Origin of the sequence: Actinomadura spongiicola (assembly GCF_003432485.1) — a bacterium.
Taxonomy (GTDB): domain Bacteria; phylum Actinomycetota; class Actinomycetes; order Streptosporangiales; family Streptosporangiaceae; genus Spirillospora; species Spirillospora spongiicola.
Genome location: NZ_QVNQ01000008.1, coordinates 156,414 through 176,884 on the forward strand (window position 1 = coordinate 156,414; position 20,471 = coordinate 176,884).

The window sequence follows — 20,471 nt, forward strand, 5'->3', positions numbered from 1 at the left end:
ACCCCCATGACACAGACGGCACCATCGGCAGCCGCGACCGCGAAGGACGATCCGGGCCGCCGACGACTCTGGATGATCATGGTGCTCGGGGCGCTGACGGCCGTCGCCCCGCTGTCCATCGACATGTACCTGCCCGCGCTGCCCAGCCTCGCCGAGGACCTGGGGACGGGCCCGGTGCAGACGCAGCTCACGTTGACGGCGTGCATCGTCGGTCTGGCCATCGGGCAGGGCGTGGCGGGCCCGCTGAGCGACGCGTTCGGCCGGCGCCGGCCGCTGCTGATCGGGATGGCCGCGTACGCCGTGGCCTCGCTGCTGTGCGTGGCCGCGCCGACCGTGGAGACGCTCATCGCGCTGCGCCTGGTGCAGGGCGCCACCGGCGCCGCCGGGATCGTGATCGCCCGAGCGATCGTCCAGGACCTGTACGACGGCGTCGCGGCCGCCAAGTTCTTCGCGTTGCTGATGCTGGTCAACGGGCTGGCGCCGATCCTCGCGCCCGCGGTCGGCGGGCAGCTGCTCAGGCTCATGCCGTGGCCGGGCGTGTTCGCCGTCCTCGCGGGCATCGGCGTCGCCCTGTTCCTCGCGTCGCTGGCCGGGCTCGGGGAGACGTTGCCGCCCGGACGGCGGCAGACGGGCGGGCTGCGGGCCACGGCGGCGACGTTCCGCACGCTCGTGGCCGACCGGTCGTTCGTCGGGCACGGGCTGGCGAGCGGTCTGGCGTTCGCGGCGATGTTCACCTACATCGCCGGTTCGCCGTTCGTCCTGCAGGACATCTACGGCCTGTCGCCGCAGGCGTTCAGCCTCGTGTTCGGCGTCAACTCCGTCGGCATCGTGGCCGCCGGGCAGGTCAGCGGCGTCCTCGCGGGCCGGGTGGCGCTGCGCAGGCTGCTCGGCGTCGGGCTCGCCATCGTCGCCGCCGGCGCGATCGGGCTGCTCGCCGTGGTGCTCGCCGGCGGCGGCCTCTATCCGGTGCTGACCGCGCTGTTCCTCGTCGCGGCCGGGCAGGGCCTCATCGGGCCGAACGCGACCGCGCTGGCCCTGTCGGGCCGCCCGCCGCAGGTGGCGGGGACCGCCTCGGCGCTGCTCGGGGTGTCGCAGTTCGCGCTGGGCGGCGCCGCCGCGCCGCTCGCCGGGATCGCCGGGCCGGACACCGCCGTGCCCATGGCCCTCGCGATCGCCGCCCTGGCCTTCCTCGCGGTCGCCGCCACCGCGTCCGCCGCCCGGTCGCGCGGCACCGCCTCCCTCGTCTCGGGCTAATCCTCGAAAAAGGGGAACAAATGCCGAAAGCGCTGGGGGAAGGCGCTAGGAGGCCGAGTGAGCGAGGACACCGCGCGTCGCGGCGCCCGTACCGCGATCCTGATACTTCTGGTCACGCTGTTGTCCCTGCTCGCCGCCGGGTGCCGCGCGGTCGACGTCGGCGGGGGCCGGGACGTCCCGCCGCCCGTCACGGCGACCCCGACCGCCGAGGACACCCGGCCCAGCGGGCGGCGGCCCGGAGTCGTCAACATCGAGACCCGGCAGTCGCTGAACGGCACCCGCGCCGCCGGGACGGGCATCGTCCTCGACCCGTCCGGCCTCGTCCTCACCAACAACCACGTGATCCGGGGCGCGACGGAGATCAAGGGCACCGACACCGACAACCGCCGCACCTACTCCGCGCGGGTCGTCGGGTACGACCGCGCGGGCGACATCGCGGTGATCCGGCTGACCGACGCGACCCGGCTCAAGGTCGCCGAGTTCACGTCCGCGACGGACGTGCGGGTCGGCGACACGGTCACGGCCGTCGGCAACGCGGGCGGCAAGGGCGGCACTCCCACCGTCGTCACCGGCGAGGTCACCGCGCTGGAGCAGTCCGTCACCGCCCGCGACGACACGCACGGCACGTCCGAGCGCCTGTCCGGGCTGATCGAGACCAGCGCGCCGATCCGGCCGGGCGACTCCGGCGGCCCGCTGCTGGACACCGCGGGCCGGGTCATCGGCGTCAACACCGCCGCGTCCGCCGGGTTCGCGATGAACGGGGCCACGCCGAAGAAGGACCACCGCGGGTACGCCATCCCGTCCGACGACGCCCTGGCCGTCGCCCGGCAGATCCAGCGCGGCGAGTCGTCGCCCACCGTGCACATCGGCCCGACGGCCATGCTCGGCGTCAAGGTACGCTCCACCGGCGGCGTTCCCGGCGCGGTCGTCGCGGAGATCGTTCACGGTGCTCCCGCCGAGACGGCGGGCGTTCCCGTTGGCGCGGCCATCGTGGGCCTCGGCGGCCGGGCGGTGGACTCCCCCACCACGCTGACCGCGCTGGTCCTGGCGCACCGGCCGGGCGATATCGTCCGCGTAGAGTGGACCACCCCGCAGGGCGCCCGCGTGGGGGCGACGATCCGGCTCGTGGAGGGCCCGCCTCAGTGAAACCGCCGTTCACGTGCGACAGTGGGACAAGTCCTACCGAGTTTCAAGGATGTGAGCGATGACCCGCAAAGCGCCCGCCGACGACTTCGATGACGCCCGGATGAAGGTGTCGAAGCCGAAGGAGTGGGCCGCGGGCGTGCCGGGGGTCACGGCCGCGCTGCGCCAGTCCTACGACCAGATGGGCGTGCGGCGCACCGCGCTGACGCTGCTGCGCGTCAACCAGAAGCAGGGTTTCGACTGCCCGGGGTGCGCCTGGCCGGAAGGCGACCACCGGCACGTCGCCGAGTTCTGCGAGAACGGCGCCAAGGCCGTCGCCGAGGAGGCCACGACACGGCGCGTCACCCGCGAGTTCTTCGCCCGGCACACCGTGGCCGAACTGGCGGAGCGGTCCGACCATTGGCTCGGGCAGCAGGGACGGCTCACCGAGCCGATGCTGAAGCGCGCCGGGTCCGAGCACTACGAGCCGGTGTCCTGGGACGAGGCGTTCGGGCTGCTGGCGGCGGAGCTCAACGCGCTCCACTCGCCGGACGAGGCCGTCTTCTACACCTCGGGCCGGACGAGCAACGAGGCCGCGTTCGCCTACCAGCTGTTCGTCCGGGCGTTCGGGACCAACAACCTCCCGGACTGCAGCAACATGTGCCACGAGTCGTCCGGCTCGGCGCTGGTCGAGACGATCGGCATCGGCAAGGGCTCGGTGCGGCTGGACGACCTCCACGAAGCCGATCTGATCTTCGTCGTGGGCCAGAACCCCGGCACCAACCATCCGCGGATGCTCTCCGCTTTGGAACGGGCCAAGAAGGGCGGGGCCCGGATCGTCGCCGTGAACCCGCTGCCCGAGGCCGGACTGATGCGGTTCAGGAACCCGCAGCGCCGGTCCGGGATGACGGGCCGCGGCACGGCGCTCGCCGACCGGTTTCTCCAGATCAGGCTGAACGGCGACCTCGCCCTGTTCCAGGCGATCAACCGGATGCTCCTCGAATCGGACGCGCCGGACGCCGTCGACCGGGAGTTCCTCGACGCGCACACCCACGGGTTCGCGGCGTTCGAGCAGCACGTCCGCGGCCTGGACTGGGACGACGTGCTGGAGGCGACCGGCCTGACCCGGGAGGAGATCGAGGCGACGGTCGGCGACGTGCTGGCCGCCAAGAAGATCATCGTCTGCTGGGCGATGGGCCTCACCCAGCACCGCAACTCCGTCCCGACGATCCGGGAGGTCGTCAACTTCCTGCTGCTGCGCGGCAACATCGGCCGTCCCGGCGCGGGCGTGTGCCCGGTGCGCGGCCACTCCAACGTGCAGGGCGACCGGACGATGGGCATCTGGGAGAAGCCGAAACCGGAGTTCCTCGACGCCCTCGCCGCCGAGTTCGGCTTCGAGCCGCCCCGCGAGCACGGCCTGGACACCGTGGACGCGATCCGCGCCATGCGGGACGGCCGCGCGAAGGTGTTCCTCGGGATGGGCGGCAACTTCGTCCGGGCGACCCCCGACTCCGCGGTGACCGAGGCGGCGCTGCGGGGCTGCCGCCTGACCGCGCAGGTGTCGACGAAGCTCAACCGCTCGCACGCGGTCACGGGCGAGACCGCGCTGATCCTGCCGACGCTCGGCCGCACCGAACGCGACGTCCAGGACTCCGGCCCGCAGTTCGTCTCCGTCGAGGACTCGATGGGCATGGTGCACGCGTCCCGGGGCCGCCTCGCGCCCGCGTCGCCGCACCTGCTGTCGGAGGTGTCGATCGTCTGCCGTCTCGCGAAGGCGACGCTGCCCGGCTCGGGCATCGGCTGGGACGCGATGGAGCGCGACTACGACGTGATCCGCGACCATGTCTCCCGGGTCGTGCCCGGCTTCGACGACTACAACGCCCGGATCCGCGGCTCCGGCGGGTTCACGCTGCCGCACGCGCCGCGCGACGAGCGCCGGTTCCCGACCGCGACCGGCAAGGCGAACCTGACGGTGAACGAGCTGGAGGTCCTGCGGGTCCCGGAGGGGCGGCTGCTGCTCCAGACCGTCCGCAGCCACGACCAGTACAACACCACGATCTACGGCCTGGACGACCGCTACCGGGGCATCAAGGCCGGGCGCCGCGTCGTGTTCGTCAACCCCGCCGACCTGACCGCCCTCGGGCTGCGCGACGGCGCCGTGGTCGACCTGGTCTCGGAGTGGCCGGACCCGTCCGCCGGGCCGTCGACCGGCACGGTGGAGCGGCGGGCGCCGTCCTTCCGGATCGTGTCCTACCCGACCGCGCGGGGCTGCGTGGCGGCGTACTTCCCGGAGACGAACGTCCTCGTCCCGCTCGACAGCACCGCCGAGATCAGCAACACGCCGACGTCCAAGTCGGTCGTCGTCCGCCTAGAGGCTGTGTTGTAAAGACCCGGCCCACTTCGCTCGCCTTGCGGCTCGCTGCGTGACCGTGTCTGGGCGAACGCGCATCGCTTCGCGATCCGCCCGGCTCCGCTCGCCTCCGGCTTCGCTGCACCGGACGGGTAACGCGTTCGCGTGCGGGCTGAGGTCGCTGTGTTGATTGCAGGACCGGCCCACTCCACTCGCCCGGCGGCTCGCTGCGTGACCGTTCCCGTGCGAACGCGCATCGCTTCGCGATCCGCTCGCCTTCGGCGTCGCTGCACCGGGCGGTTACGCGTTCGCGCGTGGGGCTGGGGCCAGTTCGGAACAGGTTCTAGGCTTGGGCCATGACGAACCTCCCGGAGCGTTCCGGAACGCCGGAGATGCGGGCCGGTGACGCGGACCGCGAACGGGTCGCGCACATCCTGCGCGAGGCGGCCGGGGAGGGGCGGTTGACGCTGGCGGAGCTCGACGAGCGGTTGGACGCGGTGTACGCGGCCAAGACGTACGCGGAGCTGGAGCCGATCACCCGTGACCTGCCGTCGCCGGGTGCGACGCCGCCGTCTCCGACGACCGGGAGGGATTGGAGCCCGGTCGAGGCCGCGCCGTCGTGGAAGACCGGTATCGGCATCATGAGCGGGTTCCGGCGGACCGGCGTGTGGAACGTCCCTCGCAGGTTCCGCGCGTTCGCGTTCTGGGGCGGCGGCAAGATCGACTTGCGTGAGGCGCGGTTCGAGGAGCCGGTGACGACGATCCGGGCGCTCGCCGTGATGGGCGGGTTCGAGGTCATCGTGCCGGACGACCTCACCGTCCACGTCAAGGGCCTCGGCATCATGGGCGGGTTCGACCATGGGGCGAGCGGGCCCGGCGTGCCCGGCGCCCCGACGGTCGTGGTCAAGGGCCTGGCGTTCTGGGGCGGGGTCGGGGTGAAGCGCCGCCGGCCGAGCCGCCGGAAGGGGCACGGCAAGGAGCTGGAGCGGCCCGACTCCGACTAGCGGCCCTCGACGCTCACCTTCCCGTGGGCCGCTTCCCCATGAGCCGCTTCCAGGGCCGTGCCTTCTCGTAGGCGGCGCAGGCGGCCATCACCAGGGCGTCGGCATGGCGGGCGCCGATGACCTGGAGGCCGATGGGCAGGCCCTCGGAGGTGAGACCGCACGGCAGGTTCGCGGCGGGCTGCTGCGTCATGTTGAACGGATACGTGAACGGGGTCCAGCTCGTCCAGCGGCGGGACGCCGACCCCGGCGGGACCTCCACGCCCGCCTCGAACGCGGCGATGGGCATCGTCGGGGTCAGCAACAGGTCGTACTGCTCGTGGAACACGCCCATGAGACGGCCCAGCTCCATGCGGCGGGCCGTCGCGGTGAGGTACTCGACCGCCGAGTACCGGGCCCCCTGGTCGCAGATCTCCCGCAACCCCGGGTCGAGGCGGGCTCGTTCCTGCGGTGAGAGCCGCTCCACGACCTTGGCGGCGCCCGCGAACCACAGGACCTCGAACTCCTCCACCGGGTCCCCGAATCCCGGGTCGACCTGCTCGACCTTCGCGCCGAGCTCGGCGAACGCCTCGGCGGCGGCCGCGACGGACGCCGCGATCTCCGGATCGACCCGCGCGTACCCGAGGTCGGGGCTGAACGCGACCCGCAGGCCGGTCAGGTCGTCCGGTCCGGGCTCGGTGAACGCGGTGTCCGGCGGGGGCAGCGACGACCAGTCGCGGCCGTCGGCGCCGCAGACCGCGTCGAGCAGCAGCGCCGCGTCCGCGACCGTGTTCGTCATCGGGCCGGTGTGCGCGAGCGTCCCGAACGCGCTCGCCGGATAGTGCGGGACGCGGCCGTAGGTCGGCTTGAGGGTGAAGATCCCGGTGAACGCGGCGGGGATGCGGACCGAGCCGCCGCCGTCGGTGCCGAGCGCGAGCGGCGCCATGCCCGCCGCGACGGCCGCGGCCGCGCCGCCGCTCGACCCGCCGGGCGTGCGGGTCATGTCCCACGGGTTGCGGGTGACGCCGTCGACCGGGTTGTCGGTCACGCCCTTCCACGCGAACTCCGGGGTGGTCGTCTTCCCGACGAACACCGCGCCCTGTTCGCGGAGGCGGGCGACGGCCGGGGAGTCCTCGTCCCACGGGCCCGCCGGGTCGGACGTCGCGGAACCGCGCAGCGTCGGCCAGCCCCGGGTGAGCAGGATGTCCTTGATGGAGACGGGCACGCCGTCCAGCGGCCCGAGCGTCGCGCCGCGCCGCCGCCGGTCGGTCGCGGCGCGGGCCATGTCGAGGGTGGTCTCCTCGTCGACGAGGCAGAACGCGTTGAGGGCGGGGTCGTCCCGGCCGATCCGGGCGAGGACGGCCTCGGTCGCCTCGACCGGGGACAGCGTCCCGGCCTCGTACGCCGCCAGGAGTTCGGTCGCGGTCAGGTCGGCCGCATCGGACATGGCTACCCCCTCTGGTCGGAGCCGACGTAGCCGAGCCGCTTGTCGACGACGTTGCGCAGCGGGCGGCCGGACACGTAACGGTCGAGGTTGTCGACGAACACGCGGACGAGCTCGTCGCGCCAGCCGACCACGTCGCCCGACATGTGCGGCGAGACGACGACGTTCGGCAGGTCCCAGAGCGGCGAGGACTCCGGCAGCGGCTCGTCCTCGAACACGTCGAGCGCCGCGCCCGCGATCCGGCCGTCGCGCAGCGCCTTGACGAGGTCGGCCTCGGCGACCAGCGCGCCGCGCCCGATGTTGATCAGCCGCGCCGACGGCCGCATCCGGTCCAGCGCCGCCGCGTCGATCATGCCGCGGGTCCGGGGCGTGAGCGGCGCCGCCAGCACGACGTAGTCGGCGGCGGCGAGCGCCCCGTCCAGCCGCTCCATCGGATGGACGGTGCCGAGGTCGGGGTCGGCGTCGCGGGCGGTGCGCCCGGCGCCGGACACCTCCAGGCCCGCGGCGGTCAGCCGGCGGCCGATCGCCCGGCCGATCGGCCCCGTGCCGACGACCAGCGCGCGGGCGCCGGTGATCCGCTCGGTCTCGCGGTGCCGCCAGCGCCGCGCGCCCTGGAGCCGGATCGTCGTGTGCAGGTCCTTGGCGAAGGCGAGCACCAGCCCGAGGACGTACTCGGCGATCGGCTCGTCGAAGACCCCCCGCGAGTTCGTGACGACCGTGTCGCCCCGCACCAGTTCCGGGAACATCAGCCGGTCGACGCCCGCGCTCGCGATGTGCACCCAACGGGGCCCGCCGCGGGAGGGCCACGCGTCGGCGAGCGCGTCGGTCAGGAAGTCCCACACGAACAGGACGTCGGCGTCCGGAAGGGCCTCCGCAAGCCCGGATTCGCCGACGTGGCGGACGCGGGCGAGGCGCTCCGCGGCGGCCATGCCGGACGGCGGGACGTCCCCCGTCAGAACCACCACGTCGGGCGGCCCGCCGGGTGCGGGCGGAACAGGCTCCATCGGCGCCACTTTCAGGGAGTTCGGAGTTTACGTGAAGGCAACTCAAGGAGGCATTGACACGCTAGGAAGGGTTCGTAGGATTGTCAACAATCAGCGCGGTTCGCTCGGCCCGGGGAACCGCACTGGGAATCTGTGTGCTGCAAGACCGTCGCAACCGCTGCCCACGCAAGGCCAGGACGGATCCCAGAGCGCTCTGACTGCACCCCTTCCGAGGGGTGTGGGGGTGTTCCCCCCACAAACATGGAGAGTCCTTCGGGTGGCGACGCTCTCGCTCACCCCTGTTCGCGGGGAGGTCCAGCATGCCCAAGCTGATGACCATCACACTGGAGCGGCGCGGCGTCTCGTGCGTGGCGGAGCTGCTCGAAAAGGACGCGCCGCGAACCTGCGAGGCGGTGTGGCGTGCCCTGCCCCTCGGCGGCGACGCGTACCACGCCAAGTACGCCCGCAACGAGGTGTACACGATGGTCGAGCGGTTCTCCGAGGAAGAGGTCGGCCTGGAGAACCCCACCGTCACCCCGATCCCGGGTGACGTCGTCTACTTCTCGTTCGCCGGCGGCATGCTGGATCGCAGGTTCAAGGAGGAGAAGGGCATCCACGCGCTGCCCGGCGTCATCGATCTCGCGATCTTCTACGGCCGCAACAACCTGCTGCTCAACGGGGACGTCGGCTGGGTCCCCGGCAACGTGTACGCGACGATCGTCGACGGGCTCGACCGGATGGCGGAGGCGTGCAACGACGTCTGGCGCTCCGGCGGGGTCGGCGAGCGCCTCCTCTACAGCCGCGCCGAGTCATAGAGCGGTGGCTGCGCAGATGACATTCGACCCCACGCTGGTCGTCGGGCCCGAGCTGCTCGCCCAGCACGGCGTGGGCGTGGTCGCCCCGTTCGACTTCGCCCTCGACCGTGAGCTGTGGCGGTGGACGCCCGACGACGTGTCGCTGTTCATGACGCGGCTCCCGTACGTGCCGGTGCCGGTCACGGTCGAGATGGCGTCCGCGCTGTCGGACCAGTCGATCGTCCGGCAGGCCACCCGGGACGTGCTGGCCCCCGAACCGCTCGCCGTCGCCTACGCCTGCGCCTCGGGCAGCTTCATCGGCGGCAAGGCGGGCGAGCTGCAACTGCACCAGTCGATGCTGTCGGCGGGCGCGCCGGTGTCCACCACGACGTCCGGCGCGCTGGTGGAGTCGCTGCGGCTGCTGAACGTCAGCCGCATCGCGGTCGTCACCCCGTACATCGACGCGGTCACCGAGCGGCTGGTGTCGTTCCTCGGCGAGTACGGCATCGAGGTCGTGTCGTCCGTCGGGATGGGGCTGCTCAGCCACATCTGGAAGGTCGGATACGGCGAGATCGTGTCGGCGGTGTCGACGGTGGACGGCCCGGAGGCCGAGGCGGTCTTCATCAGCTGCACCAACGTGCCCACCTACGACATCATCGCGCCGCTGGAGCAGATGATCGGCAAGCCGGTCCTCACCGCCAACCAGGTCACGATGTGCTCGGCGCTGCGCGCGATGGGCCGGTCCGCGGCCGGTCCCGGGCAGTCGCTGGTCGCGCTGGCCCCGTCCACGGCGGCATGATCGCCCCGAGCGTTAGGATTGTCGACTCCATGCACCAGAACGGGTTGAGCGCCGGTTTCCTGTACCCCGGGCACAGCGCCGAGGACGACTACCCGGCCATCGAGCGCGCCCTCGGCGGGGTGCGCCTGCCGGTCGTGCACACGCTGATGCGCGAGGACGCCCACCGCGTCGACGCGCTGCTGGACATCGGCGGCGCCGACGTCCTCGCCGACGGCGCCCGGACGCTGCGGGAGATGGGCGTCAGGTCCGCCGTGTGGGCCTGCACCAGCGGCAGCTTCGTGTTCGGCTGGGACGGCGCCCAACGGCAGGTGGAGGGCGTCGCGGCGGCGGCGGGCGTGCCGGCGTCCAGTACATCGTTCGCGTTCGTGCACGCGGCCCGCGCGCTCGGCCTGACCAGGGTCGCGGTCGCCGCGACCTACCCGTCCGACGTCGCCGAGCGGTTCGTCGCGTTCCTCGGCCGGGCCGGCGTCGAGGTGGTGGCGCTGTCCTGCCGGGGCATCGTCACCGCCGCCGAGGTCGGCACCCTCGGCCGCGAGGAGGTGCTCGCGTTCGTCGCGGCCAACGACCATCCGGACGCCGAGGCGGTGCTGGTGCCCGACACCGCGCTGCACACCGTGTCCTGGCTCGACGAGCTGGAGGCGGTCGTCGGCAAGCCGGTGCTGACCGCCAACCAGGTGAGCGTGTGGGAGGGGCTGCGGCTCGCGTCCGGCACCGGGGGGCTCGCACCGCGCCCCGGGCTGGGCCGGCTGTTCGCCGCGCCCGCCGCCGTCCCCGCCGGGCCGGGACGACATGCCTGGCAGCCATAACGGAATAACGAAAGGGGCCCGCGGCATGGGCCGTTTGGGTGAGCTGGAACCCGTCCCCCGCAAGTCGACCGTCGAGATCGTCTCTGACGAGCTGCGCTCGGCGATCATGTACGGCTCGCTGGAACCCGGCGCGCAGCTCGGCGAGGCCGAGCTGGCCGCCCGGCTCGGCATCAGCCGTGGCCCGTTGCGCGAGGCGATGCAGCGGCTCGTCCAGGAGGGGCTGCTGGTCAGCGAGCCGCACCGCGGGCTGTTCGTCCGCACGCTGGACGAGGGCGACGTCGAGGACGTCTACCTCGCCCGCCTCGCGATCGAGCGCGAGGCCTGCCGGCTCATCATGGAACGCAACCGCGGCGAGGCGGTGGCCCGGCTCACCGAGGCCCTGGAGGCGCTGGTCGACGCGGCCGAGCAACGCGACCGGGTGGCGATGAGCGACGCCGACCAGGCGTTCCACGAGGTGCTGGTCAGCTCGTCCGGCAGCCCCCGGCTGGAGCGGATGGCGCACACGCTGCTGGTGGAGACCCGCATGTGCCTGAACGCCCTCCAGGACACCTACCCGGAGCCGTCCGAGCTGGTCGAGGAGCACCGGCGGCTGGTCGACGCGATCGGCGATGGCGAGGAGGAGCGGCTGCTGACCCTCATCGAGGAGCACATGACCGACTCCATCGACCGTCTCCGCGCCACCTGACCGCACCGGCCACCGCACCGGCCACCGCACCGGCCACCGCGCTGGACATCGGAGACCGCCCCACCTACATTGCAGATTGTCGACAATCTACCGGAGGGCCGCCATGGCAACGCTGTCACCCCTGCTCAAGCAGGCCACTCCCGTCCTGGCCGAGCGCGGCGAGGGCGTCTACCTCTACGACACCGACGGCGGACGCCATCTGGACTTCACCGCGGGCATCGGCGTCACGAACACCGGCCACTGCCACCCGCGCGTGGTCGAGGCGGCGCGCCGGCAGGTCGGCACGCTGATCCACGGGCAGTACACGACGGTCATGCACGAGCCGCTGCTGCGGCTCACCGACGCGCTCGGCGAGGTGCTCCCGGACGGTCTCGACTCGCTGTTCTTCCTCAACAGCGGCAGCGAGGCCGTCGAGGCGTCCATCCGGCTGGCCCGGCACGCCACCGGCCGCCAGAACATCGTGGTGTTCCACGGCTCCTTCCACGGCCGGACGATGGGCGCCGCCGCGCTCACGACGGCGGGCACGAAGTTCCGCGCCGGGATCGGCCCGCTGATGCCGGGCGTCGCGATCGCGCCGTTCCCGCAGGCGTACCGGTACGGGTGGCCCGAGGAGGAGGCGACGCGGTTCGCGCTGCGCGAGCTGGACTACCTGCTCGCCACGGCGAGCCCCGCGTCCGACACGGCGGCGTTCATGGTCGAGCCCGTGCTCGGCGAGGGCGGCTACATCCCCGCGCCGCCCGCGTTTCTGGAGGGTCTGCGCGAGCGCGCCGACCGGCACGGCATCCTGCTGATCATGGACGAGGTGCAGACCGGGTTCGGCCGCACCGGCCGGTTCTGGGGGCACGAGCACGCGGCGGCGCGGCCCGACGTCCTCATCACCGCCAAGGGCCTGGCCAGCGGGTTCCCGCTGTCGGCGATCGCCGCGCCGACCTCGCTGATGGAGCGGGCCTGGGCGGGCTCGCAGGGCGGCACGTACGGCGGCAACGCGGTGTCCTGCGCCGCCGCGCTCGCGACGCTGGAGGTCATCCGGGACGAGGACCTCGTCGCCAACGCCGCCCGGCAGGGCGCGCGGCTCGCCGACGGCCTCCGCAAGGTCGCCGCCGACCATCCGGCGATCGGCGACGTGCGCGGCCTCGGGCTGATGCAGGCCAGCGAGTTCACCACGCCGGACGGCGAACCCGACACGACCGCCGCCCAGCGGGCGCAGCGGGCCGCCGCCGAACGCGGGCTGCTGCTGCTGACCTGCGGCGCGCACGGCAACGTCGTCCGGATGATCCCGCCGCTGATCGTCACCGCGGAGCAGGTCGACGACGCGCTCACCCTGTGGTCGGGCGCGGTCGCGGACGCCGTCGGCTGACGTCCCGACGTCCGCCCCGGTGAACCGGCGGATTAGGCCTGTGTGACGGTGCCGTCCCTGAGAAGGCTTTCGGTGTCGGGGAAGCCGAGGTCGTCCAGGACGGCGCGGGACTGGCCGCCGGGGAGGACGGGGACGCCGTCGGTGCGCGCGGGGGTTCGGGAGAAGCGCGGAGCGGGGGCGGGCTGGCGGTGGCCCGCGAGCGTGGGGAAGACGCCGCGGGAGGTGTTCCAGGGGTGGTCGGCCGCCTCGGTCAGGGAGAGGACGGGCGCCACGCAGGCGTCGCTCGGCACGAAGATCTCCGTCCACTCGTCGCGGGTCCTGGTGCGGAAGACGGCGGCGAACCGGGCGCGCAACGTGGGCCAGCCCGCGCGGTCGTGCCGGGCGGGCAGGTCCTCGTCGGCGAGGCCGAGGAGGCGGAGGAGCTCGGCGTAGAAGCGCGGTTCGAGGGCGCCCACGGCCATGTGCCGGTCGTCGGAGGTCTCGTAGACGTCGTACCAGGGGGCGCCGGTGTCGAGCAGGTTGACGCCGCGACGGTCCTCCCAGAGGCCGCCCGCGAGGAGGCCGTGGACGAACGTGGACAGATGCGCGGCGCCGTCCACGATGGCGGCGTCCACGACCTGCCCGCGCCCGGAGGTCCGCGCCGCGAGGAGCGCCGACAGGACGCCGACGACGAGGTACATGCTGCCGCCCGCGAAGTCGCCGAGCAGGTTAACCGGGACCTGCGGCGGGCCGTCGGCGCGGCCGACGGCGTGCAGGGCGCCGGTGACGGCGAGGTAGGCGATGTCGTGCCCGGCGGTGTGGGAGAGGCGCCCCTCCTGACCCCAGCCGGTCATGCGCCCGTAGACGAGCGCCGGGTTGCGGGCCAGGCAGTCGTCCGGGCCGAGGCCGAGGCGTTCGGCGACCCCGGGACGGAACCCCTCCACGAGGACGTCGGCCCGTTCGACCAGGCGGAGGGCGACGTCCCGGCCGCGGTCGCTCTTGAGGTCGATCGCGATGGACCGTTTGCCGCGGTTCGTGAAGTCGGTCCCGCCGGTGGCCTCCCCGTCCCGCACGGCCGTGGCGCGGTCGACGCGGACGACGTCGGCGCCGAGGTCGGCCAGCAGCATCGCGGCGAACGGTCCGGGCCCGATCCCGGCCAGCTCGATGACCCGTGTTCCGGAGAGTGGCCCGCTGCCCATCCGCGACTCCCTGAATGTCGTTCGGTCCCCCAGTGTGCCCGATCCGGGCGGCTCAGCGGGCGGTGACGGCGAGCGGGGTGGTCCGGGGGCCGGGCGCGACGAGCAGGCGGTCCTCCGTGGTCGAACGGTCGACGCCGGTCACGTGCGGGACGAGTCCGCGTCCGGCGGCCGCCAGGTAGTACCAGCGGTCGGACGGCGCCCGCCACCACGTCCCGCTGGCCGGGCGACGGGCGTCGCAGTGTCCCGTGGCCTGGTCCTTCGCGGCGAGCAGCGTGGCGCGGGCGATGGTGCCGGCGGCGTGCGTGAGGCGGGTGCAGACCCAGTCGGCCCGGCCGCCGCCGTGCGGGAGGCGGCCCGACCAGAAGCGCCACGCCATCGCCTCCGACACCGGCCGCGGCGACGGGGCGACGCAGGCCAGGCGGTCCCAGATCCTGCGCCCCTCCGGGCCCAGGCGGTCGAGCCGGTCCGTCCCGTCCGGGCGGTAGGCGGGCGAGTGGTAGGTGAGGACGGCGGCGCGCGGGCCGCCGAGGTCGCCGACCGTTCTCGTGCCGAGGTGGAAGAGCGGGCCCCGGCCGCAGCCGGCGCGGCCCCGGATCGGGGCGGTCACGCCGTCCGACGTGGCGAGCGGGCCGCCTTCGAGGGTCTGCGGCGGCGCGTCCCACGGGGCGAGGAGGTAGCGTCCGCCGCCCAGGGCGATCGGCGCGGACGGGTCGGCGCCCGCGGCGGTGACGACGAGGCCGCCGGGCGAGTACCGGGCGAGCCGGTCGCCGCGCCGCAGCACGGCGACGGGCACGCCGTCGACACGGCCCGCGTAGAGGAGCTGCGGCGCGCCGCCGGAGCGTCGGGAGCCCGGCCACGCGGCGGCGGCGCGGCCGGTGAAGGTCCGGTCGCGGGCGAGGTCGCCGCGCACCGGCCAGGCGTCGAGCGTGCGGGCGCGGGTCCAGGCGTCCGGCTCGGCGAACACCAGGCGTGGGGCGTCCGCCCCCGGCTCGTCGTGCTCGGTCATCACCAGCACGGCGGCCAGGACCCCGGTGAGGAAGGTCGCGAGCACCAGCGGCGCCGCCGACCGGGTCCGGACCGGACGCGGCAGCACCGGCTCGAACCGCTCGGGGCGCCGCGCGGACGGGAGCGTGGCGGCGTCGGCGGCGCGGATCACCGGCCACGGGTCGCGGACGCGCAGCTCGATCAGCTGGTCGCGGACGGCGTACCGGGGCAGGCCCTCGACATGGCGCAGGACGTAGGCGACGCGGACGTGCGGGTCCAGCCTGGCGAGCGCGGCGGTGAGCGCGGGGTCGGGAAGCTGCGCGGGCAGCGCCCGCAGCCACGGCCCGAGCCCGATCCGGAGCCGGCGGGACGGGCGCATCGCCCGGCGCAGCACCCGGGTCCGGCGGCGGGCGTACCCGGCGGGCGAACGGTCCCGGGCGCCGCGAGCGGTGCCGTCCACGATCCGGCGCGCGATCGCCAGCCGGTAGACGCGTTTACCCGTCCCCGGAAGAACGAAATACGCCATCCGGACAAGGTCGCCATAAGCAGTTTTCGTCGTCGGCGTCTCCGTCTCCGGACTCGCCAGGACATCGTCCGTCACGCCGGGCCACTCCCTCCGGACCGTTCCTTCGTCGGGAACCATGAGGTTAGGGCGCCGCGGAACACCGCTGAGGCGTAATTGGGACAACGATTATCGCCCCATGGAAAACGCCGGTCCATTTCATCGGAAGCGCGTCCCCGGTCGGCGGGTCGCGGCCCGCCCGCACGCGGAGCACCGCTTCCGATCCGTCCCCGTACTACGCTGTTGACCTCCGCGGAACCTTCCCGGGCCGCAGGACATCGAAGGATCGCGCCCCCGCCGCGAACCGGACGAGCGACGAAGAAGGATTCCCCCCATGAGCCCCCGATGCTGATCGAGGACGTTCCGGGGTACCGGGTGCTGGAGCAGGTCGGCGAGGGCGGCTTCAGCGTCGTGTACCGCGCGCACCAGGAGCACCTCGACCGGATGGTCGCGCTGAAGGTCCTGTCGATCGGCTCCGTCGACGACACGGCGATGCGGCGCTTCCAGCGGGAGAGCAGGATCACCGGAAGGCTGTCCGGTCATCCGAACATCGTGACCGTGCTGGACACCGGCACCACCCGGTCGGGCCGCCCCTACATCGCGATGGAGTACTTCGAGCAGGGCGCGCTCACCGACCGGCTCGCGCGGGAGGGGCCGCTGCCCGTCGCGGACGTCCTCCGCATCGGGGTGAAGATGGCGGGCGCGCTCGCCGCGACCCACGAGACCGACGTCCTGCACCGCGACGTCAAGCCGCAGAACGTGCTGCTGTCCAGGTACGGGGAGCCCGCGCTCGCCGACTTCGGGATCGCGCGCCTGGTCGACGCCTTCGACGCCACCCACACGCAGGCGTTCACCCCGCACCACGCGGCGCCGGAGGTGCTGGAGGGACGGCCGCCCGGCGTCGGCGCCGACATCTACTCGCTCGGGTCGACCCTGTACCAGCTCCTCGCGGGCCGTCCGGCGTTCAAGGGCCCGATCGGCGAGGGCATCGCGCTGCTGATGTTGCGAATCCTGAACGAGCCGCCGCCGCTGATCCCCCGGCCGGACGTGCCCCCGCAGGTCGCGGACGCCATCGGCCGCGCGATGGCGAAGACCCCCGAGCAGCGGTTCGCGACCGCCGTCGAGTTCGCGCGGGCGTTGCAGCGCGTGCAGGGCGAGTTGGGCCTGCCGGTCACGGACGTCCCGCACAGCGGCGCCTCCGTGCCGCCCGCGCCGCGGAGGGGCGGTGGCGACACCGGGTCCGCGTCCTCGGGTCCGTCGTCCGCGTCCCGTTCCGGCCCGGTGCCGTACTTTCCCGACATGGCGGGACCGCCGCCGGTTCCGGAGTGGGCGCCGACCGCCCAGGAACCGTCCACCCCCGTGCCCCTTCCCGCCCCCCTGCCCCGGTTCCCGGAGCCCGCGCCGCCCCGTACCGACCCGCACACGACACCGCATCAGCCCACCCGGGACCGAACGGACGGCGGGTCGCGGCGCGGCCTGTTCGTCGCGGCGGGCGTCGCGCTCGTCGGCGGGGTGGGGCTCGGCCTCGGCGCCCTCGCCCTGACCGGCGACGGTTCCGGGGAGGACCCGCCCGCGTCGTCGCCGTCGTCCACGCCGGTCGCCCGGCAGCCGCCCGCGGGCGTCCCGGTGGAGCCGATCACGCCCGAGCAGTTCGCGGCGACGCGTCCCCGCCGGCTGGTCGCCAGGCCGGTCGGGCGGACGGCGGCGCTCCGCTGGGCGTTGCCGTCCGCCGCGCGGGGGCTGCCGTTGCTCGTCCAGCGGCAGCCCGCCGGTTCGACCCCGATCGTGCCGGTCAAGCGCGACTCCCGGTCGGCGACCGTCTCGGGTTTGCGGCCGAAGGCCGTCTACTGCTTCCGGGTCGGCGCGGTGCTGCGCCTCAACGAGGGGCAGGCGCCGGACGTGTCCTGGTCGGCGCCCGCGTGCGTCAACAAGAAGCGCGGCTGACGGGATGCGCGATTATCCGCAGTTCCAGACCGGCAGTCCGGAGAAGTTCTTCCAGTCCCCCGGCGTGTTTACGAGATATCCAATGATGTAGCCGGTTTTGCCGTTGTAGGTGATATTTGCGTACATATCACCAGCGAGGGCGTCGTTCCTCCTGTAGTACACGCCTTTCTTCTGGCAATTGACGACGATGCTCTCGCCGTTGTTGTCCTTCATGGTCGTGACGACCGTGCCGCCGTTCGCGTCGGCGACGCTCCTGACGTAGCCGGTGGACTTGCCGTTGCGCTCCACCTGGAAGCGGGTCGCGGGGCCGGTGAGCCTCGCCGCGCGGGTCGCCTTCGGGCCGGTTCCCGCGCCGTTCACGGCGGCGACGGTGAAGGTGTAGGAGCCGTTCGTCCACACCTCGCCGAGCGTCGCGGACGTCGCCGACACCGTCCGGCGGCCCCGGACCGGACCGTCCCAGGCGACCTCGTAGGCGGTGGCCCCGGCGCCGGGCGGGGCCGTCCACGCGAGCCGCGCGCCGGACGCGGTGGCCCGCGCGGTGAGGCCGGTCGGCGCACCCGGCGTGACGCACGGCCGGACGGGATCGCTGGCGTCCGATACCTGCTCCCGGATCCGGCCGTGCGCGTCTTTGTAGCGGGCGGCGACGCGGAACCGGTACTCGCGACCGCAGTCACCGCCGCTCACGGTGAAAGTGAAGGCGCCCGCGCCCGGCGCGATCGCGGACGGCGCGGCGGACAGGCCGGGCGGCACGTCCTTCAGCACGTATCCGACGACGCCGTCGCCGCGCGAGGGCTGGAAGTCGACGCGCATGGTGCCCGCGCCCGGCGTGACCGTCACGGTGGACGGCGCGGTCGGCTCCCCCGGGCGCGACCGCGGCCGGGACTGTTCGGGACGCCCCGGGGGCGGCGGCGCGTTCCCGTCCCCGGGCAGCGGGATCGTGGTGCGCTTCGGGCCGCCCGCGACCCGGTCCTTGTACTTGTCGACGCCCCGGTGCGCGCCCTGCCGGTCGATCACGACGGCGCGCGGCCCGGACGGGTCGTTCGCCCACAGCAGCCCGTCGCGGACGAACACGTCCAGCCTCGACGGCCGCCCTGTCACCGGGATCGGGGACTGGAACCGGTTGGCCGCCGCGTCGTACACGATCAGAGCCCCGGCGGTCTCGTCCGGGATGTAGACCTTCGCGCCGAGCATCTGCGGCGGCCGGTAGCGGTGCCGTGGCATCGCCAGCCGCGTGCTGGAGTACCGGCCGGTGTCGGTGTCGACGGTCACCAGAGAGCCGGTGCCCGGGACCAGCAGCGGGACGGTCTTCCCGTCGGTGTGCGCCGGGGCGAGCACGCCGCCGCGCCCGGCCTGCCGCACGGTCGTCGGCAGGGTGACGGTGAGCCGCGCCCCGGACGCCCTGACGACGGTGGCGGTCGCGGCGGCGGAGTCGATGACGACGGGGTCGCCCGCCGCGATGGTCAGCGCGAGACCGTCGCCGGGCGCGCCGACGCGGACGGGCGGTCGCAGCCGGCCGTCCTTGAACGCCGACACCTCACCCCTCGCTGATACCGGCACCCACAGGGCGCCCCTGCCGTCGATCGCGGCCTGCCCGAGAATCGGCGGCAGCGTGGCGGACGGACCCACCGGCCCCAACCCGACCGGATCGATCTCCTGCACGACACCCTTCACGGAGTCGACCGTGTACGCCTTGCCCGCGCCCGCGAGGATCTGGATGCCCTTGCCGAAGGGACGGCTCTGGCCGATGTTCAACTGGGACGGGTCGAGCCGGCTGACCACGCCCGTGTCCAGGTCGACGATCAGCACGGTGGCGCCGTCCTGGACGATCTTGATGTTGTGGCCGCGCATCTGCGGGATCACGCCCGCCTTGCCGTCGACCTTGCCCTGGAGACCGTTGACGTGGACGGCCAGGCCCTTGCTCCGCGCGGACAGCCAGGCGCCGACGTCGGAGATCCGGTACGTGGCGCCCGCGACGCCGACCCCGTAGACGGCGGCGGCGATCCCGAGCACGCCGACGAGCCCGAGCGCCACCTGCCCCGTCAGCCGGTCACGCCGGAACAGCCGTCCCAGGCCCCCCATCCACACGCCCCCGATCCCACTCCCCGAACAACGGGGACAAGTTAGTGGAAACCAGCTCGAAATATCCGCGTTTTCGCAGACTGGGGCGTGTCTCAACCGGCACGGAGCGCGTCGGCGAAGGTCTCGGCCGTGATGTTGCGCCCGGAGACAAGGACCACGAGCCGCCCGGTGACCTCGACCTTCCCCGCGAGGACGGCGGCGACTCCCGCCGCGCCCGCGCCCTCGGCCACGAGACCGTGCTCCCGGAACAGCCAGCGCAGCGCCGTCCGGATCTGGTCATCGGTGACGGCGGTCAGCGCGGCGTCCGGACCGATGACCCCCGGGGTGACGCAGCCGGGTTCGAGGTTGCCTGGCAGCCCGTCGGCGAACGTCTCGCCGACCTCGACCTCGACGACCCGTCCGGCCGCCACCGACGCCGACACGCCCCGCGACACGGCCGACTCCACACCGACGAGCCGCACGTCCCCGCGTTCCCGCGCCCACAGGCTGAGTCCCGCGAGCAGCCCACCGCCGCCGACCGGCGCGACGACCGTGAGCGGCCCGTCCGCCTGCCGGTCGAGCTCCCGTCCGAGGGTGCCCTGGCCCGCGATGACCGCCGGGTCGTTGTAGGCGGACACATAGTGTCCGGAACTCCGCGCGGACAGGGCCGTCGCGTGCGCTTCCGCCTCGTCGTAGGTCGTCCCGTGCTGGACGAGCCGCACCGGATACGCGGCGATCCTCTCGACCTTCGCCCGCGACGCCCGCGTCGACACGACCACGGTGACGTCCGCGCCGGACCTGGCCGCCGCGTACCCCATGCCCAGACCGTGGTTGCCCGCGCTGGCCGTCACGGCGGGAACACCGTCCGGCAGCGCCGCCACGGCCGCGAGCGCGCCCCGGACCTTGAACGCGCCGGTCGGCTGGAACGTCTCCAGCTTCAACGCCGCACCGGGCGCCAGCTCGGACGACACCAACGGCGTCGGCGCCAACACACCGTCCACGGCCCGCCAGGCCCGATCAAGGTCATCCGTCTCAGGCGGCCGCACATGACGCACATTCGCCGACACACGCCCACGCTACCGGCGACGCCACCTCAGCGGTCCCTCAGCAATCGGGCGCTGGCGGCGAGGAGGCGACCCATCGTCGACGTTCCACCAGGCACGATCGGCGG

At 73.6% G+C, this 20,471-nt stretch carries 16 protein-coding genes; 10 read left to right on the forward strand and 6 right to left on the reverse strand.

From position 1 onward, the window contains the following. Window positions 1–6: 6 nt before the first annotated feature. The 4 genes from D0T12_RS24895 to D0T12_RS24910 all read left to right on the forward strand — a co-directional run bounded on the left by D0T12_RS24895 (window position 7) and on the right by D0T12_RS24910 (window position 5,730). Window positions 7–1,254 carry a multidrug effflux MFS transporter gene (locus D0T12_RS24895; RefSeq protein ID WP_117402106.1) on the forward strand — a complete coding sequence of 416 codons (1,248 nt, stop codon included), beginning with the start codon at window positions 7–9 and terminating at the stop codon, window positions 1,252–1,254. A 57-nt stretch (window positions 1,255–1,311) separates the two neighbouring features. After that, a complete protein-coding gene (locus D0T12_RS24900) occupies window positions 1,312–2,400 on the forward strand; it encodes a S1C family serine protease (protein WP_117402107.1) in 1,089 nt (362 codons plus the stop codon). Window positions 2,401–2,458: 58 nt separating this feature from the next. Continuing rightward, a complete protein-coding gene (locus D0T12_RS24905; RefSeq protein ID WP_117402108.1) occupies window positions 2,459–4,762 on the forward strand; it encodes an FdhF/YdeP family oxidoreductase in 2,304 nt (767 codons plus the stop codon). Between the two features lie 320 nt (window positions 4,763–5,082). Next, entirely contained in the window at window positions 5,083–5,730 is a 648-nt protein-coding gene (locus D0T12_RS24910; RefSeq protein WP_117402109.1) for a DUF1707 SHOCT-like domain-containing protein, read from the forward strand. A 13-nt stretch (window positions 5,731–5,743) separates the two neighbouring features. On the opposite strand, the gene D0T12_RS24915 is transcribed toward D0T12_RS24910, so the two are convergent. Together D0T12_RS24915 and D0T12_RS24920 are read right to left on the reverse strand one after the other, a co-directional pair. Further along, window positions 5,744–7,153: an amidase gene (locus D0T12_RS24915; protein WP_117402110.1), complete on the reverse strand. Its 1,410-nt coding sequence runs from the start codon at window positions 7,151–7,153 to the stop codon at window positions 5,744–5,746. A gap of 2 nt (window positions 7,154–7,155) precedes the next feature. Further along, complete coding sequence (locus tag D0T12_RS24920) at window positions 7,156–8,154, reverse strand: D-2-hydroxyacid dehydrogenase (protein WP_117402111.1); 999 nt, start codon at window positions 8,152–8,154, stop codon at window positions 7,156–7,158. A gap of 311 nt (window positions 8,155–8,465) precedes the next feature. On the opposite strand from D0T12_RS24920, the gene D0T12_RS24925 reads away from it, so the two are divergent. The 5 genes from D0T12_RS24925 to D0T12_RS24945 all read left to right on the forward strand — a co-directional run bounded on the left by D0T12_RS24925 (window position 8,466) and on the right by D0T12_RS24945 (window position 12,574). Continuing rightward, the gene (locus D0T12_RS24925) at window positions 8,466–8,948 is read left to right on the forward strand and encodes a DUF3830 family protein (RefSeq protein ID WP_199487703.1); all 483 of its coding nucleotides are present in this window, start codon (window positions 8,466–8,468) and stop codon (window positions 8,946–8,948) included. A 16-nt stretch (window positions 8,949–8,964) separates the two neighbouring features. Continuing rightward, the gene (locus D0T12_RS24930) at window positions 8,965–9,726 is read left to right on the forward strand and encodes a maleate cis-trans isomerase family protein (protein ID WP_117402113.1); all 762 of its coding nucleotides are present in this window, start codon (window positions 8,965–8,967) and stop codon (window positions 9,724–9,726) included. 29 nt (window positions 9,727–9,755) lie between these two features. Beyond that, window positions 9,756–10,532, forward strand: coding sequence for a maleate cis-trans isomerase family protein (locus tag D0T12_RS24935; RefSeq protein WP_117402114.1), 777 nt, complete (start codon window positions 9,756–9,758; stop codon window positions 10,530–10,532). Between the two features lie 25 nt (window positions 10,533–10,557). Continuing rightward, entirely contained in the window at window positions 10,558–11,217 is a 660-nt protein-coding gene (locus D0T12_RS24940) for a GntR family transcriptional regulator (RefSeq protein WP_117402115.1), read from the forward strand. Window positions 11,218–11,320: 103 nt separating this feature from the next. Then, the gene (locus tag D0T12_RS24945; protein ID WP_117402116.1) at window positions 11,321–12,574 is read left to right on the forward strand and encodes an aspartate aminotransferase family protein; all 1,254 of its coding nucleotides are present in this window, start codon (window positions 11,321–11,323) and stop codon (window positions 12,572–12,574) included. Window positions 12,575–12,606: 32 nt separating this feature from the next. On the opposite strand, the gene D0T12_RS24950 is transcribed toward D0T12_RS24945, so the two are convergent. Both D0T12_RS24950 and D0T12_RS24955 read right to left on the reverse strand, forming a co-directional pair. Then, window positions 12,607–13,752 (reverse strand): CaiB/BaiF CoA transferase family protein, encoded by a 1,146-nt coding sequence (locus D0T12_RS24950; protein ID WP_117402117.1) that lies wholly within the window; start codon window positions 13,750–13,752, stop codon window positions 12,607–12,609. Between the two features lie 52 nt (window positions 13,753–13,804). Then, complete coding sequence (locus tag D0T12_RS24955) at window positions 13,805–15,262, reverse strand: hypothetical protein (protein WP_117402118.1); 1,458 nt, start codon at window positions 15,260–15,262, stop codon at window positions 13,805–13,807. Between the two features lie 381 nt (window positions 15,263–15,643). Between D0T12_RS24955 and D0T12_RS24960 the strand changes: the two genes are divergently transcribed. Next, complete coding sequence (locus tag D0T12_RS24960; protein WP_117402119.1) at window positions 15,644–17,242, forward strand: serine/threonine-protein kinase; 1,599 nt, start codon at window positions 15,644–15,646, stop codon at window positions 17,240–17,242. Between the two features lie 12 nt (window positions 17,243–17,254). Here the strand turns inward: D0T12_RS24960 and D0T12_RS24965 are convergent, their stop codons facing one another. Together D0T12_RS24965 and D0T12_RS24970 are read right to left on the reverse strand one after the other, a co-directional pair. After that, window positions 17,255–19,321 (reverse strand): fibronectin type III domain-containing protein, encoded by a 2,067-nt coding sequence (locus D0T12_RS24965; RefSeq protein ID WP_117402120.1) that lies wholly within the window; start codon window positions 19,319–19,321, stop codon window positions 17,255–17,257. 92 nt (window positions 19,322–19,413) lie between these two features. Continuing rightward, on the reverse strand, window positions 19,414–20,301 hold the full coding sequence (locus tag D0T12_RS24970) for a threonine ammonia-lyase (protein WP_199487681.1): 888 nt from the start codon (window positions 20,299–20,301) through the stop codon (window positions 19,414–19,416). Window positions 20,302–20,471: the final 170 nt, after the last annotated feature.

What these genes read in the sequence shown, in the direction of transcription:
- D0T12_RS24930 (WP_117402113.1), top strand. Translation starts at nt 8,965, where the DNA reads ATGACATTCGACCCCACGCTGGTCGTCGGGCCCGAGCTGCTCGCCCAG.
- D0T12_RS24925 (WP_199487703.1), top strand. Translation starts at nt 8,466, where the DNA reads ATGACCATCACACTGGAGCGGCGCGGCGTCTCGTGCGTGGCGGAGCTG.
- D0T12_RS24950 (WP_117402117.1), bottom strand. Translation starts at nt 13,752, where the DNA reads ATGGGCAGCGGGCCACTCTCCGGAACACGGGTCATCGAGCTGGCCGGG.
- D0T12_RS24910 (WP_117402109.1), top strand. Translation starts at nt 5,083, where the DNA reads ATGACGAACCTCCCGGAGCGTTCCGGAACGCCGGAGATGCGGGCCGGT.
- D0T12_RS24945 (WP_117402116.1), top strand. Translation starts at nt 11,321, where the DNA reads ATGGCAACGCTGTCACCCCTGCTCAAGCAGGCCACTCCCGTCCTGGCC.
- D0T12_RS24960 (WP_117402119.1), top strand. Translation starts at nt 15,644, where the DNA reads ATGCTGATCGAGGACGTTCCGGGGTACCGGGTGCTGGAGCAGGTCGGC.
- D0T12_RS24905 (WP_117402108.1), top strand. Translation starts at nt 2,459, where the DNA reads ATGACCCGCAAAGCGCCCGCCGACGACTTCGATGACGCCCGGATGAAG.
- D0T12_RS24935 (WP_117402114.1), top strand. Translation starts at nt 9,756, where the DNA reads ATGCACCAGAACGGGTTGAGCGCCGGTTTCCTGTACCCCGGGCACAGC.
- D0T12_RS24955 (WP_117402118.1), bottom strand. Translation starts at nt 15,262, where the DNA reads ATGGCGTATTTCGTTCTTCCGGGGACGGGTAAACGCGTCTACCGGCTG.
- D0T12_RS24895 (WP_117402106.1), top strand. Translation starts at nt 7, where the DNA reads ATGACACAGACGGCACCATCGGCAGCCGCGACCGCGAAGGACGATCCG.
- D0T12_RS24920 (WP_117402111.1), bottom strand. Translation starts at nt 8,154, where the DNA reads ATGGAGCCTGTTCCGCCCGCACCCGGCGGGCCGCCCGACGTGGTGGTT.
- D0T12_RS24915 (WP_117402110.1), bottom strand. Translation starts at nt 7,153, where the DNA reads ATGTCCGATGCGGCCGACCTGACCGCGACCGAACTCCTGGCGGCGTAC.
- D0T12_RS24965 (WP_117402120.1), bottom strand. Translation starts at nt 19,321, where the DNA reads ATGGGGGGCCTGGGACGGCTGTTCCGGCGTGACCGGCTGACGGGGCAG.
- D0T12_RS24940 (WP_117402115.1), top strand. Translation starts at nt 10,558, where the DNA reads ATGGGCCGTTTGGGTGAGCTGGAACCCGTCCCCCGCAAGTCGACCGTC.